The following is a 14,792-nucleotide window of genomic DNA, read 5'->3' as shown; positions in this document are numbered from 1 at the left end:
TCACAAAGGCTTTTTATTTGATTAGGCAGATTTTGCTAAATTTTCATGTGTATTCTCGATCGCTTTTTTGTTCTTATAATCGATCCATTTTTGTCCTTTAAATTTTCGCATCATAATATCAAAATAACGCATAATAAAAACATTATATGCCGCTTTTGATAAGTTAGTAATATTTTTTGGGAAAGCACGCAAACTCATAGAAAATCCCGGAGTCAGGTATTTCATATAGTGCCAATATCCTTCGGGCATATATAAAACTTCGCCATGTTTCAGGTTTGTAATATAACCTTCTGCATTTTTAAGAGCCGGCCATTTTTCGTAATCCGGATTATCAAAATCAATATCTTCTCTTGAAATTAAGGCATGTGGAACCTTGTACATATACTTCGACTGATCCGGCGCAAAAAGCATACATTGTTTTTCTCCATGAAAATGGAAATGCAGAATATTAGAATAATCAATATCATAATGCATAAAAACCCTTGAACTTTCTCCGCCAAAAAACAACATAGGCATTTGTTTGACTAAATTAAGACCAATATCCGGCCATAAAAAGTCATCTTTCAGAGTAGGCACTTCTTTCATAAGATTATAAAGAAAAATGCGATAGTTTGTGGGTTTCGATTCCAAAAGATCAATGTAATCGCTCATTTTCATTTTAGTATGCGCTTCATTAAAGCCATCTTCATGATTCACGGGTCTATCATCGTATAAAGGTACGATAGCATTGCCTGCGATTTCTTTCATATATGATAATTTCCATTTTGAATAAGCTGGCCAGTCTTCGGTCAGTTCTTCAATAACAACGGGAATTTGTTTTTTTACGTATTGGGAAATAAAATCTGATTTAGAGATCTTTTTTACCCTTTCGATTTGTTTTAAATTCATCTCAGTTTAATAAAAAAATTGCTTATAACACTTGTTATAAGCAATTTAAAAATATTTTTTGAGATTTATTAACTCAATAGCTTAAATTTTTGATTTGATCGAAGCTTCAAGATTTCTTTCAATAGTATGTCCTGGTCTTGACCATTTTGGCTTTTCGCCTAAAGGTGCAAATTGAGAATCTTCTGCCTCAACAGTTTTAGGCTGCGAAACTTTAACGAATGGTTTTTGCGGAATCAATCCTAACATTTCAAACATTTTCATGTCTTCGTGAACATCCGGGTTTGGAGTTGTAAGCAATTTATCTCCGGCAAAAATAGAATTAGCACCGGCAAAAAAGCACATTGCCTGTCCTTCGCGGCTCATATTTGTTCTTCCTGCAGATAAACGAACCTGCGTATCCGGCATTACAATTCTTGTTGTTGCCACCATACGAATCATTTCCCAGATTTCAACCGGTTTTTCTTCTTCCATCGGAGTTCCTTCAACGGCAACCAAAGCATTAATTGGCACAGATTCCGGTTGTGGATTTAAAGTTGAAAGTGCAACAAGCATTCCGGCTCTGTCTTCGATGCTTTCTCCCATTCCGATAATTCCTCCACTGCAAACCGTAACATTCGTTTTACGAACATTTTCGATAGTTTGTAAACGGTCTTCAAAACCGCGTGTTGAAATTACGTCTTTATAATATTCTTCAGAAGTATCTAAATTGTGATTATAAGCATATAAACCTGCTTCTGCCAAACGCTGTGCCTGGTTTTCGGTAATCATACCCAAAGTACAGCAAACCTCCATATCCAGTTTGTTGATGGTACGAACCATTTCTAAAACCTGATCAAATTCTTCACCGTCTTTTACGTTTCTCCAGGCAGCTCCCATACAAACGCGGGATGATCCGCTTGATTTTGCACGCAAAGCCTGTGCTTTTACCTGACTTACGCTCATCAGGTCATTTCCTTCAACACCCGTATTGTAACGTGCAGCTTGCGGACAATAACCGCAATCTTCAGGGCAGCCTCCGGTTTTAATAGATAATAATGTAGAAACCTGAACTACATTTGGATCGTGTTTTTGTCTGTGAATTGTGGCTGCTTCATACAGCAAATCCATCATAGGTTTATTATATATGGCGATTATCTCGTCTTTTGTCCAGTTGTGTTTTGTGATACTCATTAGGTACATTGTTTTTGAAGCTTCAAAAGTAACGAAATTGTTCTAATCAACCAATGATCAATTCTGTAAATGAACAATTGACAATTATTTTCAAAAAAGAAACACTCTAAAATCATATAATTATATCTTTTTATGATTTTAGAGTGTTTAAATGTTATTTTATGCTAAAAAAATTAATCAGTGGCATATTTATTATTCCAGTATAACATCATCATTAAAGTTACAATAACGGAAGATGCAAGCCCTTCAAATAATAAACAGATGCAGTAAGTTGGCACAGATGGATTTCCTCCAAACATAAAAGTTTCTGAAAGTGTTTTTACATAAGCGTCGCCACCTCGCGCATAACTGTAAACTAACAATCCAAAAACGCTCATTGACACCCCAACAACAGAGGTTGTCATTGCAGAAACCGCATTGGACACAAAATTAGTTTCGCCTTCGCGAAGATTCATCTGCATCGTTCTGTTTACTCCATAAAATATAAAAAATACATTTAGGGTTCTTAAATAGAACAAATCAGCAAGTCCTAAAACATTCATCAATAAAAAATAAATGCCAATTCCCAGAAAAATTAAAAAGCCGTTGGTTATTTCTTTAGGTAAATTCATAATGGTTATTTTTAAAGAAGTTAATAGTAAATGATTGACAAACAGAGTTGTACTATCAAATTTACTAAAAAAAGAAGTACGGTAATTAAAAATAACAAAAGAATGCAGCGCTATATTTAGAAAATATTCAATAGCTGAAAACTGTAGTCCTTACAGGACATTTGTTCAGGTCGGAATTGTTTTTGCTACCAATATTTAACTCCTAACGGAGTATGTTTTATTTGGGTTATAGGTCCCGTAGGGACAATATGTTGGTAGAAAGTTTGTTGAACGCGATATTTGTCCCGTAGGGACTACATATTTTATAGAATTTATTTTTGCTTGTGCTGAAAAAAAATGAATTCAAAACCATTTAAAGCTGGCTCACAAATTCCAAAGCAGTGTTTTTATCACGATTCAACTGTTCTTTCAGCAAATCTACAGAACCAAATTTTTGTTCTTCGCGAATGTATTCCAATAAAGAAATTTCTAGTTTCTGACCATAAATATCGGCATCAAAATCAAAAAGATTAACTTCGATGGTTTGTCGTTCTCCGTTTACAGTTGGATTAAAACCAATATTCATCATCCCAAAAACGGTTTTATTATCGATAACTGTTTTTACGATGTAAACACCATTTTTAGGGATTTTTTTATAATCCTCTTCAATATTTATATTGGCGGTTGGAAAACCAATTGTTCTTCCCAGTTGCTTGCCTTTTACCACTTCGCCGCTTAAAAAATAAGCATAACCCAAATAGTCATTTGCCAAAGCAATATTTCCTTCATCCAAAGCCTTTCTAATTTTGGTAGAACTTACTGAAACATCCTGAATTTCCTGAGCCGAAATTTGTTCCACTTCAAAACCATATTCAGCACCAAAAGCAATCAAATCGTCAATATTGGCGGTTCTGTTTCGTCCAAAACGGTGATCGTGACCAATAATTATTTTTTGAATATGAAATTGATCTACTAAAATTGAATGCACAAATTCTTCGGCCGTTAATCTTGAAAAACTTTCGTTAAACGGATGAATCACAAGATTTTCTATTCCGGATTCTTCTAATAATTTAGATTTTTCTGCAATGGTATTCAAAAGTTTTATTTCTGACTTTTCCTGTAAAACCATTCTTGGATGCGGAAAAAAAGTAAGTACTAAACTTTCGTATTTTCCGTTTTCAGTATTTTGGGTAATTCGTTCTAAAATTTTTTTGTGACCAATATGTACGCCATCAAAGGTCCCAAGAGTTAAAATAGTTTTCTTGGTTGATTGAAAATCGTTTATAGAATGAAAGAGCTTCAAAGCAAATTGTTTAAGATGGTGCAAATTTATGCTATCTATTTTAAATTTGACACTATGGTTAATTGATTTTTTAAAATTACTAAGTCACTTTTTGTGATAATTGGTTCACTCGTCGATAAAAATCCATTAATTGTCGTATATATGTAAGAATTTAATTTAATTCGTTTAATTTTGGTTTTCTAAACCCCTTGAGTATGAATAAACAGCTACTTTTTTTATTACTTATATTTTGTTGCGTCCAGATTCATGCTCAAAATGATGATTTATGGCAAAGAAGTTCCGGTTCGGTTTCTGGAAAAAGAATAAATTCAGATGATTCGAATACATTGTATTATAAATTAAATTCGGATTTTCTGAAAGCAAAACTTTCATCAGCAACTAATAAAAACTCCAATAGTAGCGGTTCAGAAATTACAATTCCTAATGCAGAAGGCGTTTTAGAAAAATTTTCGGTTTGGGAATCTTCTAATTTTGATCCGGAATTACAGGCAAAATATCCTGAAATAAGAGCTTATGAAGGCCGTGGATTAGATGATAAATCGGCAAAAATACATTTTAGCATTTCACCAATTGGAACACAAACAATGGTAATTCGTGCAGATAAAGCAACTGAGTTTATTGAACAAAATCCCGATAATAAATCTGAATATATTTTATTTACTTCTAATCAAACAGCGAAGTCAAAACTACTTTGTAAAACAGATGATGTTGCTTTAAATGATAATATTGCTGCAAAAACTGCAAAAGAAACTTCAAATGCAAAAGTGTTTAAAACAATACGTTTGGCATTGTCTTGTACAGCGGAATATACGACTTATTTTGGCGGAACAAAAGCTGGCGCACTTGCCGGAATGAATGCAACGTTGACAAGAGTTAATGGAGTTTTAAACAAAGATTTGGCTGTGCAATTGATTTTAATTGCGAATAATGATGCCGTAATTTATACAAATGCTACAACAGATCCTTATTCTAATGCTTCAACAGGTGCAGATGGAGCCTGGAATACAGAAGTACAATCTACTTTAACCAGTGTAATTGGTGAAGCTAATTATGATATTGGTCATTTATTTGGTGCTTCAGGCGGTGGTGGAAATGCAAATTGTATTGGATGTGTTTGCGTAAATTCTGAAAAAGGAAGCGCTTATACTTCACCTGCAGATGGAAAACCTCAGGGCGATACTTTTGATATTGACTTTGTGGCTCATGAAATCGGACACCAGTTAGGAGCAAATCATACTTTTTCGTACGATGGCGGAGAAAGAACTAATGTGAATGTTGAGCCAGGAAGCGGATCAACAATAATGGGATATGCGGGAATAACAGATTATAATGTTCAGAATAATTCTGATGATTATTTTGCTTATGCCAGCATTTTACAAATTCAAAATAATCTTGCCGGAAAGAGCTGTCCCGTAAGTACAACTATAGTAAATAATCCGCCGGTAATAAATGCAGGAGCAGATTACACAATTCCAATAAGTACCGCTTTTGTTTTAACCGGAACAGGTTCTGATCCTGAAGGCGATACTGTTACCTATAACTGGGAAGAAAATGACAATGCCACAACAACATCAAACGAAAACAGTTTTACATATTCTGCAAAACCGGATGGGCCATTGTTTAGATCAGTAATCCCAAATAGTTCGCCGGTTAGATATATGCCAAGTTTTAGCGCTGTTCGACAAAATAGATTAACCACAATCTGGGAATCTGTTTCGTCGATAGCCAGAACATTGCATTTTACTTTGACAGGAAGAGATAATGCAGCTTCAGGAAAAGCTCAGACAAATACTGATGAAATGATCGTAAATGTTGCTTCTTCAGCAGGACCATTTGCGGTTACTTCGCAAAACACTTCTAATTTAATCTGGGCGACGGGATCTTATCAGGTTATTACCTGGAGCGTTAATAATACTAATACTCTGCAAGGATCATCAAATGTAAATATTAAATTATCTACAGATGGAGGTTTAACATTTCCGATAATTTTAGCGGCAAATACACCAAATGACGGTTCTGAAACCATACTGCTTCCAACAAATTTAATTGGAACAAATTGTAGAATTTTGGTTGAACCAACATCAAATATTTATTATGCTTTAAATAGTAAAGAATTTTCAATAGGCTACACGCCATCAACAAGTTGTAATTCGTATAGTTTTGGTAATTCTTTTAATATTCCAAATTCAAGTAATTTTACAACAAGAACAGTAAATGTTCCTTCATCTGCTACAATATCAAATGTGAGTGTCAGTGTAAATGTAACACATGCAAGATTTTCTGATTTAGAAATTCAGATGGTTAGTCCAAGCGGTACCGTTGTTCAATTGTTTTATAGAGGCTGTACAGGTACAAATTCTACTCTGTTATTACAATTTGACGATTCTGGTGCTGCGTTAGATTGTGCGAAAACTACCACTCAAGTCGTTTTTCCAACGAATGTTTTAGGTGCTTTTAATGGAGAAAATCCTCAGGGAAATTGGACATTAAGAGTTCGTGATGATATTACGGGAAGTTTCGGAACAATAAACTCTGCATCGATAAACATTTGCAGTCAGACATTTACTTTAGGAACTCCTGATTTTGAAAATACTGTTTTTGCTGTTTATCCAAATCCAAATAAAGGAAATTTTACCATTCAATTTGAAAGTGATTCTCCTAAAACAGTAACTGTTTTTGTACATGATATTTTGGGTAAAACCGTTTATAATAATTCTTTTGCAGGAATGTCCAGTTTTAATCAAAATATTCAATTACAAGATGTTGCTGCTGGTATCTATTTTGTAACTGTTATTGATGGAGATAAAAGAACAGTAAAAAAGATTATCGTTTATTAAATTCCAATATTCAAATTCCAATTTATGGCATGCGATAAAATTGGAATTTGAAATTTAATTTTAATGCGCCATTGCCATACAAACAATGCTGATTTTAATTCCCGGAATTTTTAATAATGCTCGTGAACAGGCTTCAAGAGTAGCGCCGGTTGTAAGTACATCATCAACCAGTAATAAATGTTTGTTTTGATGTTTTTCTATTGAAAGTACATCAAATATGTTTTCTATGTTTTCAGATCTTCCTAAAAGATTCTTTTTTGATTGTGTTTTAGAATATTTTTTTCGAAATAAAACGGTGTCATCATAAGTAATTTCCAGACCTTCGGCTAAAGCTTTCCCAAAAGTCGTAACCTGATTATAACCTCGTTCTCTGAATTTTCTTTTGTGTAAAGGAACAGGAATTACAATATCAAAGGGGTTTTCTAAATTCAATGTTTTTAAATCTTGCACATACCAGTTTCCTAAAACAACGCCAATTTCTTCCAGGCCTTTGTATTTTAAATTGTGAATGAGTTCCTGAACAATTCCCTTTTTGTTGAAGTATAAAAACGCCGATGCATGTTCGATTTCAATTTTGCCGTAAAATTTCTTTACAGCTTCATTTTTTGTATCCAAATGGTATTGAGTGAGAGGCATTTCATGACGGCAATTTGTGCATAAAACAGTTTCGTTGCTAAATAAAAGCTTGCGGCATCCGGCACAAACTTTAGGGAAAAACAGGTTAAGAATGGAATTAAACACAAATAGACAGAATTTAGTTACAAAAATAACGAAATTAATGCTTCAATCTTTCGAGTTTTTCTTTTTTTTAAATGTACTTTTTATATTTTTGCATCACTATGGCAAAACAAGAAGATATATTTAAGAATGTGGTTTCGCACGCAAAAGAGTACGGATTTATTTTTCCCTCTAGCGAAGTATACGATGGATTAAGTGCAGTGTATGATTATGCACAAAATGGCGTCGAATTAAAAAAGAATATCCGTGAATATTGGTGGAAATCAATGGTTCAGATGAATGAGAATATTGTCGGCCTTGATGCTGCAATATTGATGCATCCAACAACCTGGAAAGCTTCAGGGCACGTTGATGCTTTCAATGATCCGTTAATTGATAATAAAGATTCGAAAAAAAGATACAGAGCAGACGTTTTAGTTGAAGAACATGCTGAAAAAATCAATCAAAAAGCTCAAAAAGAAATTGAAAAAGCAAGAGCTCGTTTTGGTGATGCTTTTAATGAAGAAGAATTTGTTACAACAAATGCCCGCGTAGTAGAATATCTTTCAAAATACAAAGAAATTTTATCAAGGCTTGCAAAAGGTATGACTGATGATCTTCAGGATGTAAAAGCTTTGATCGAAGAATTAGAAATTGCTGATCCTGAAACCGGTTCAAGAAACTGGACAGACGTAAAGCAATTCAACTTAATGTTTGGTACTAAACTTGGAGCTTCTGCAGATTCTGCAATGGATTTATATTTGCGTCCGGAAACAGCTCAGGGTATTTTTGTGAATTTCCTGAATGTACAGAAATCGGGTCGTATGAAAGTTCCTTTTGGAATTGCTCAAACCGGTAAAGCATTTAGAAATGAAATCGTTGCAAGACAATTTATTTTCCGTATGCGTGAATTCGAACAAATGGAAATGCAATTTTTCGTTCGTCCGGGAGAAGAAATGCAATGGTATCACCATTGGAAAGAAACACGTTTGAAGTGGCACTTATCTTTGGGATTAGGAAAAGAAAATTACCGTTTTCACGATCACGAAAAATTAGCGCACTATGCAAATGCTGCAGCTGATATTGAGTTCAATTTCCCATTTGGATTTAAAGAATTAGAAGGAATTCACTCTCGTACAGATTTTGATTTAAAAGCGCACGAACAATATTCTGGTAGAAAATTACAATATTTTGATCCGGAACTGAACGAAAATTACGTGCCATACGTAGTCGAAACTTCAGTTGGTTTAGATCGTATGTTTCTGGCTGTTTTTGCAACTTCATTACAAGAAGAAACTTTGGAAGACGGTTCAACAAGAACAGTTTTAAAATTACCATCAGTTTTGGCTCCGACAAAAGCAGCTGTTTTACCATTAATTAAAAGAGATGGCTTACCTGAACTTTCTAAAAAAATCATTGATGATTTAAAATGGGATTTCAATGTGGCTTATGATGAAAAAGATGCAGTTGGTCGCCGTTACAGAAGACAAGATGCACTTGGAACGCCATTTTGTATTACTGTAGATCACCAAACAATTGATGATCAAACCGTAACGATTCGCCATAGAGATACAATGAAGCAAGATCGCGTAAAAATCTCTGAATTGAAAGACATTATTGAAAACGAAGTTTCGATGAAAAACTGGTTGATGAAAATGTAACCTTTCAAATAGCAATATAAAAAATCCCAAATTCCAAAAGAGTTTGGGATTTTTTCGTTATAATCGTAGCTGATTTATTTAGGAAATCTGTTTTCAAATAATGTGGAAATATTTGTTCATAATGTATTAAAAATGAAAATTTTAAATGAATTGAAATGCGTAATTTTAGTTGCAGGTATATTTTGAAAAAGTACACTTTTTTAAATTATCAGGGAGAGATAAGAAATAGTAAGTCAATTTTGTTAAAAATCTACCACATTTAATATTGAAAAAGTATTCGTATATTATTATCGATGACGACAACGAAAGCATTTTGAAAACCAAAACAATTGCAGATGGTTTTTCAGAACTAACTTTTATTGCATCGGCGACGACTTATCAGGACGGATTAAATTTGACTTTAGAACACCAGCCTTCCTTCGTTTTTTTAGAAATTGATCCCATAAATACTCTTAGTAATTTATCACTTTCTTTAATAAGTGAATTATACAGGTACTTGTCTGTTGTACCTAAAATAATTATTACGACTTCTAAAAAAGAACTGGCATTTGAAGCAATTCAACATGGGGTTTTTGATTATGTTTTAAAACCTCTTATGTCAATCGATTTGCTTAAGATTATTCTAAAACTTGATCGGGTAACTTTAGAAACGGATTCCCTAAAAATTAAAAACGAAATTAAAGCTGCTGCGATGCCGGTTTTGCCAGTTAAAATTGATGAACCGCTTGTTTTATGCATCAAATCCTATGGAGATTATCGTTATATTGCAACAGATGATATTTGCTATTTTCAGGCCGATAACAATTCGACAGATATTTATTTAAATTCGGGCGAAATGGTAACCGCATTTAAAACATTAAAGCATTTCGAATTTGTTTTATCACACCCATTCGTAAGAATTCACAATAGTTATATCATCAATCAAAATTACATTTCGAGAATTCACAGCGGACACTCAGTTTGTTACATCAAAAATTCTCCGAAAAAGATTCCTTTCTCCAAGACCTATAAATCGAATGTAGATCTAATTATTGCTAATTTTTCTGCAGGAAATTACTTAGAAGTCTAAAAACTAAGTATTTACGCTAATTTGGTGCTCATTGACTATCAATTGGGCATGTTCTACCATAAACTGATTTTTTCATACAATTTTTTTTTGCTATCGGCTTAGCTTTGTCACATGATTTGCAACCAAAGCAATCATAAGCCCCAAATAAAAAAATCAAAAACTAAACACCTCAAAAACATGAAAAAAACAGCTTTAACAATCGGATTATTTTCTTTAGTAATGGTAGCAACATCTTTTACTACAGCTGAAAACGTAAATAATGTTTCTAATGAAATAGCAAGTATAAATCCTCCAACTTTTGGCAGTAGTGCAGGTGGAGGGAGAAAAATTGATATGATGCTTGAAAGCGAAAAATCATTAATAGAGATTAAGCAATCCAGCTTTGCTAATGTTAACCAGTCATTAAGTGGAAATAAAAAGCAAGACTAATTAATAGTTTTAAAGAAAATATAATTTTAGGCTGTCAATTTTTTTGACAGCCTTTTTTTTGTGTCTTTAGTTTTACTATTTTTGATGAATTCCAAAAATTAGTATTGAAAAAAAATATCCAAATATTATTGTTATTATTCTTTTTTTTTCTTGGATGTACTAAGAAAAATCAGTCAGAAAAAAAAATAATCTCTCCAGAGGATAGTCTTCCTGTTTATTTATCACTGGCTAATGATATCAATCTAAATTATGAATTTAAGCAAAAGTATAATCAAAAAGCTTTTTCGATAATTATCAACCAAAACAATGACTCTATTAATAGAGTTAATTTATTTAAGGTTGCAAATCGATATTACAACATGAATGATTTAAAATCATATCGCGTCATATCGCAATTGATTTTGGAAAGGTCAAAAAGGAGTAAAGATTCTGCAAGTATAGCAAAGGCATATACTTATCTTGGCGATTATTATGGTTCTCAGTCAATATCAGACAGTGCTTTCAGGAATTATTTTAAAGCTCAAAAAATTTATTTACAAATCCATGATCAATACAATCTGGCTAAAACATTCTTAAGCAAAGCAACTCTTCAATATAATGAAGGAGATTTTTTTGAAAGTGAAATAGCTGTTTTTAAAGCTTTAAGTATTTTAAAAGATAAAAAAAAGGTAAACGATCAGCTTTATGAATGTTACAATCTTTTAGGAATACTGTATAATCAAAGAGAAGAATATGATAAAGCTTTAGAATTTCAAAATAAAGCTTTAAATGTCTTAAATGATAAATCGATTCCGTTAGAACTTCAATTAAGAGCAACATCACTAAATAACATCGGGTTTATTTATCTGAGTATGCAAAATTATAAACAAGCAATCGTATATTTTAAAGAAGGTTTAGAGGAGAAAAATCTTTATCAGGAGAAAACAATGTTATATGCAATGTTGCTTGATAATTTGGCCTATTCTAAGTTCAAATCCCAACGAATGGACGGACTTCCGGATGACTTTTTTAAATCGTTAAAAATAAGGGATAGTTTAGGATTAAAAGAAGCTATAATATCAAACAAAATTCATTTATCTGAGTTTTATGCTTTCAAAAAAGATACTTTTAAGGCACTTCAGTTTTCAAAACAAGCATTGATTCTGTCTCGCACTTCGGGAAAATATAATAATACATTGCAGGCTCTGAAACAAATAGCAATTGTTGATCCAAAAAAAGCGTCTATTTACTCTGATGAATATATCCGTATTAATGATCGTATGCTAAAGGATGAACGTAAAATGGGCGAAAAATTCTCAAGAATTGAATATGAAACCAATGAAATAAAAGATCAGAATTCGAATTTACAAGAGAAAAATAAAACCTTAGTGTATGTTTTTAGCATTTGTACTTTGGTGGGATTATTTTTCTATGTCTACAAAACCCAACAAGCCAAGAACCGTGAGCTTCTTTTTAAGCAGCAGCAACAAATTGCAAACGAGGATATTTATAACCTGATGATTTCTCAGCAAAACGATATAGAAGCAACACGTATTAAAGAGAAGAAAAAAGTGGCGCAGGAACTGCATGACGGAGTTTTAGGCAGAATGTTTGGCATTAGAATAAGCCTTGACAGTCTGGAACAAATGGATGAAATCGAAGCGTCGCCAAAAAGAAGAAAATATCTAACAGAACTTAAAAATATTGAAGAAGACATACGCGAAATTTCTCATGATTTAAATAGAGAAAAATCCGAATTAATTAATAATTTTGTTTTAATTTTAAACAAATTGTTTGAAAATCAACAAAACACTTATGATTCTAAATTAATTACTTCGCTCGATCCCCAGATAAAATGGGAGTTGGTGAGTAATGCGGTAAAGATTAATTTGTACAGAATTATTCAGGAAGCACTGCAAAATTGTAATAAATATGCAGATGCAGAGACTATTACAGTTGAATTTAAAAGTGAGGTGAATTATTTGGTTTTATCAATTTATGATGATGGAGTTGGGTTTAATACCAAGAGAACAAAAAGCGGAATAGGTTTGCATAATATTGAATACCGGGCCGCAGAATGTAAAGGAAATATGTCGATTAAATCGGTTCTTGGACAAGGTACTTTACTGGTAGTAAAAGTGCCCATAGATCAAAAAATTAACCTACAAAAAAATGACAATTGAACAAAACCCCCCAGGTTCTCAATTAATTAAGCGTAACATATTAATTGTTGATGATCATCCTTTTATTATTGAAGGATACAAAAATGCGATAACACGCTACAATCCCAGGAAATATGATTTTGCTATTTCGCAGGCTTACGATTGCAGATCAGCTTATGAATTGATTGAAAACGAAGAAACACCCAATTTCGACGTTGCTTTTTTAGACATTAGTATGCCGCCTTATGAAGAAAAAGGACTTTTTTCTGGCGAAGATCTGGCAAAACTAATTTTAAAAAAAATGCCTCACTGCAGTGTAATTCTGCTGACAATGTACACAGAATTGCTAAAAATCAAAACGATTATCAGAACCATAAACCCCAATGGTTTAATCATTAAAAACGATCTTACGTTTGATGAATTGCTTTTTGCTTTTGATAAAGTAATGAAAAACGATAAATATTACAGTCAGTCCGTTCAGAAAATGCTGAATCAATCGCCTCATAATTCGATCGAAATAGATGAATTTGATAAGCAGATATTATTTCATTTATCCAAAGGAACCGCAACAAATGAAATGCCGCAATATATTCCGATTTCACTAAACGCAATCGAGAAAAGAAAAATCAATTTAAAAGAACTGCTAAAAATAAAATCCGGCTCTGATGAAGAATTGGTCAAAGAAGCCAAAAGCAAAGGGCTTTTTTAAAAAAGAAATTCCAATAAAAAATTCCAAATTCCAATGACTATTGTTATCGGAATCTGGAATTTTTTTATTTGGAATTTTTAAAATTTATTCACTCAAAGCATCCCAGCCGCGGGCTTTTAAAGGAATTTGTGTATTTGCGCGTGTCACTAAATTGATTCCTTCGCTTTCATCTGCCATATGGCCAATGATAGAAAAATTCGGATTTCCTTTTATCTTATCAAAATCATTAATGTCGATTGTAAACAACAATTCATAATCTTCACCGCCATTAATAGCAACCGTTGTGCTGTCAATATTAAATTCTTCGCAAGTCGAAATAAACTGCGGATCAAGCGGTAATTTGTCTTCATATAAATTACAACCCACTTTTGACTGTTTGCACAAATGAATAATTTCTGATGATAACCCGTCAGAAATATCAATCATCGAAGTTGGTTTAATTTCAAGAGCATGCAGTAAAGTACGAACGTCTTTTCGTGCCTCCGGTTTTAACTGGCGTTCCACCAAATACGTATAAGGATCTAAGTCCGGCTGATTATTCGGGTTTACCTGAAATACCTGTTTTTCGCGTTCCAAAACCTGTAATCCCATATAAGCAGCTCCAAGATCTCCGGTAACGACTAGCAAATCAGTTTGTTTAGCGCCATTTCTATAAACAATTTCATCTTCATTAGCCTCACCAATTGCGGTAATGCTAATAATTAATCCTTTTTGAGATGAGGTTGTATCTCCGCCAATAACATCCACCTTATATTCTTTTGCAGCGTGTGTAATCCCTTCAAATAATTCTTCTAATGCTTCCAGAGGAAAACGATTAGAAACGGCCACAGAAACCGTTATTTGCGTTGGTCTTGCATTCATCGCGCAAATGTCAGACACATTTACCACAACAGATTTGTAACCCAAGTGTTTTAACGGCATATAAGCCAGATCAAAATGTACGCCTTCGATCAATAAATCGGTAGAAACAATTACTTTTTTATCCTTAAAATCAAGAACTGCGGCATCATCGCCTATACTTTTTAAAGTCGATTCCTGAGTAACATCAAAATTTTTGGTTAAATGTTCAATCAGGCCAAATTCACCTAATTGCGCTAAACTGGTACGTTGCGGATTTTTATCTTCTATCATTTCTTTTTAAGTTCCAAAGTTTCTAAGGCGCAAAGGTACAAAGGTTTTGTCGAATTAAAAGAATGTTATCTCTGAACCCTTTATTTATATATAAAGAAAGGCTGCTGTGGGGTTCTTTAATTCACTTCTCTGCTTTTTGAATTTTAT

12 protein-coding genes are annotated in these 14,792 nt (G+C 33.1%); 6 read left to right on the top strand and 6 right to left on the bottom strand.

The features are described 5' to 3' along the window. Positions 1-21: 21 nt before the first annotated feature. The 4 genes from AC3QL1_RS04175 to AC3QL1_RS04160 form a co-directional block, all read right to left on the bottom strand. Complete coding sequence (locus AC3QL1_RS04175; RefSeq protein WP_492495365.1) at positions 22-888, bottom strand: cupin-like domain-containing protein; 867 nt, start codon at positions 886-888, stop codon at positions 22-24. Between the two features lie 81 nt (positions 889-969). After that, positions 970-2,058 (bottom strand): biotin synthase BioB, encoded by a 1,089-nt coding sequence (gene bioB / locus AC3QL1_RS04170; protein WP_492495364.1) that lies wholly within the window; start codon positions 2,056-2,058, stop codon positions 970-972. Between the two features lie 173 nt (positions 2,059-2,231). Further along, positions 2,232-2,669 (bottom strand): hypothetical protein, encoded by a 438-nt coding sequence (locus tag AC3QL1_RS04165; RefSeq protein ID WP_492495362.1) that lies wholly within the window; start codon positions 2,667-2,669, stop codon positions 2,232-2,234. 352 nt (positions 2,670-3,021) lie between these two features. Further along, positions 3,022-3,951 (bottom strand): bifunctional riboflavin kinase/FAD synthetase, encoded by a 930-nt coding sequence (locus AC3QL1_RS04160; protein WP_492495360.1) that lies wholly within the window; start codon positions 3,949-3,951, stop codon positions 3,022-3,024. 194 nt (positions 3,952-4,145) lie between these two features. Between AC3QL1_RS04160 and AC3QL1_RS04155 the strand changes: the two genes are divergently transcribed. Continuing rightward, positions 4,146-6,788 (top strand): zinc-dependent metalloprotease, encoded by a 2,643-nt coding sequence (locus AC3QL1_RS04155; RefSeq protein WP_492495358.1) that lies wholly within the window; start codon positions 4,146-4,148, stop codon positions 6,786-6,788. Between the two features lie 60 nt (positions 6,789-6,848). On the opposite strand, the gene AC3QL1_RS04150 is transcribed toward AC3QL1_RS04155, so the two are convergent. Beyond that, positions 6,849-7,424, bottom strand: a complete 576-nt coding sequence (locus AC3QL1_RS04150) for a ComF family protein (RefSeq protein WP_492495357.1) — start codon at positions 7,422-7,424, stop codon at positions 6,849-6,851. A 203-nt stretch (positions 7,425-7,627) separates the two neighbouring features. Between AC3QL1_RS04150 and AC3QL1_RS04145 the strand changes: the two genes are divergently transcribed. From AC3QL1_RS04145 to AC3QL1_RS04125, 5 genes are all read left to right on the top strand, one after another. Then, the gene (locus AC3QL1_RS04145) at positions 7,628-9,166 is read left to right on the top strand and encodes a glycine--tRNA ligase (protein ID WP_492495355.1); all 1,539 of its coding nucleotides are present in this window, start codon (positions 7,628-7,630) and stop codon (positions 9,164-9,166) included. 265 nt (positions 9,167-9,431) lie between these two features. Then, complete coding sequence (locus AC3QL1_RS04140; RefSeq protein ID WP_492495354.1) at positions 9,432-10,235, top strand: LytR/AlgR family response regulator transcription factor; 804 nt, start codon at positions 9,432-9,434, stop codon at positions 10,233-10,235. Positions 10,236-10,412: 177 nt separating this feature from the next. Continuing rightward, the gene (locus tag AC3QL1_RS04135; protein ID WP_492495352.1) at positions 10,413-10,664 is read left to right on the top strand and encodes a hypothetical protein; all 252 of its coding nucleotides are present in this window, start codon (positions 10,413-10,415) and stop codon (positions 10,662-10,664) included. Positions 10,665-10,768: 104 nt separating this feature from the next. Beyond that, entirely contained in the window at positions 10,769-12,826 is a 2,058-nt protein-coding gene (locus tag AC3QL1_RS04130) for an ATP-binding protein (protein WP_492495351.1), read from the top strand. Further along, positions 12,816-13,514: a response regulator gene (locus AC3QL1_RS04125; RefSeq protein ID WP_492495349.1), complete on the top strand. Its 699-nt coding sequence runs from the start codon at positions 12,816-12,818 to the stop codon at positions 13,512-13,514. Before AC3QL1_RS04130 ends, AC3QL1_RS04125 begins: the two co-directional genes overlap by 11 nt. Before the next feature lie 84 nt (positions 13,515-13,598). Here the strand turns inward: AC3QL1_RS04125 and thiL are convergent, their stop codons facing one another. After that, positions 13,599-14,645, bottom strand: a complete 1,047-nt coding sequence (gene thiL, locus AC3QL1_RS04120; protein ID WP_492495347.1) for a thiamine-phosphate kinase — start codon at positions 14,643-14,645, stop codon at positions 13,599-13,601. Between the last annotated feature and the right edge of the window lie 147 nt (positions 14,646-14,792).

The sequence above is a fragment of the Flavobacterium sp. GW823-FHT04A11 genome (genome assembly GCF_058796535.1).
The sequence above is the reverse complement of the archived record's forward strand: the minus strand, read 5'-3'. Positions and strand labels throughout refer to the sequence as shown.

Excerpts from the sequence above, each read along its gene's own strand:
- AC3QL1_RS04175 (WP_492495365.1), bottom strand. The coding sequence starts at position 888 with ATGAATTTAAAACAAATCGAAAGGGTAAAAAAGATCTCTAAATCAGAT.
- bioB (WP_492495364.1), bottom strand. The coding sequence starts at position 2,058 with ATGAGTATCACAAAACACAACTGGACAAAAGACGAGATAATCGCCATA.
- AC3QL1_RS04165 (WP_492495362.1), bottom strand. The coding sequence starts at position 2,669 with ATGAATTTACCTAAAGAAATAACCAACGGCTTTTTAATTTTTCTGGGA.
- AC3QL1_RS04155 (WP_492495358.1), top strand. The coding sequence starts at position 4,146 with ATGAATAAACAGCTACTTTTTTTATTACTTATATTTTGTTGCGTCCAG.
- AC3QL1_RS04150 (WP_492495357.1), bottom strand. The coding sequence starts at position 7,424 with ATGCCTCTCACTCAATACCATTTGGATACAAAAAATGAAGCTGTAAAG.
- AC3QL1_RS04145 (WP_492495355.1), top strand. The coding sequence starts at position 7,628 with ATGGCAAAACAAGAAGATATATTTAAGAATGTGGTTTCGCACGCAAAA.
- AC3QL1_RS04135 (WP_492495352.1), top strand. The coding sequence starts at position 10,413 with ATGAAAAAAACAGCTTTAACAATCGGATTATTTTCTTTAGTAATGGTA.
- AC3QL1_RS04125 (WP_492495349.1), top strand. The coding sequence starts at position 12,816 with ATGACAATTGAACAAAACCCCCCAGGTTCTCAATTAATTAAGCGTAAC.
- thiL (WP_492495347.1), bottom strand. The coding sequence starts at position 14,645 with ATGATAGAAGATAAAAATCCGCAACGTACCAGTTTAGCGCAATTAGGT.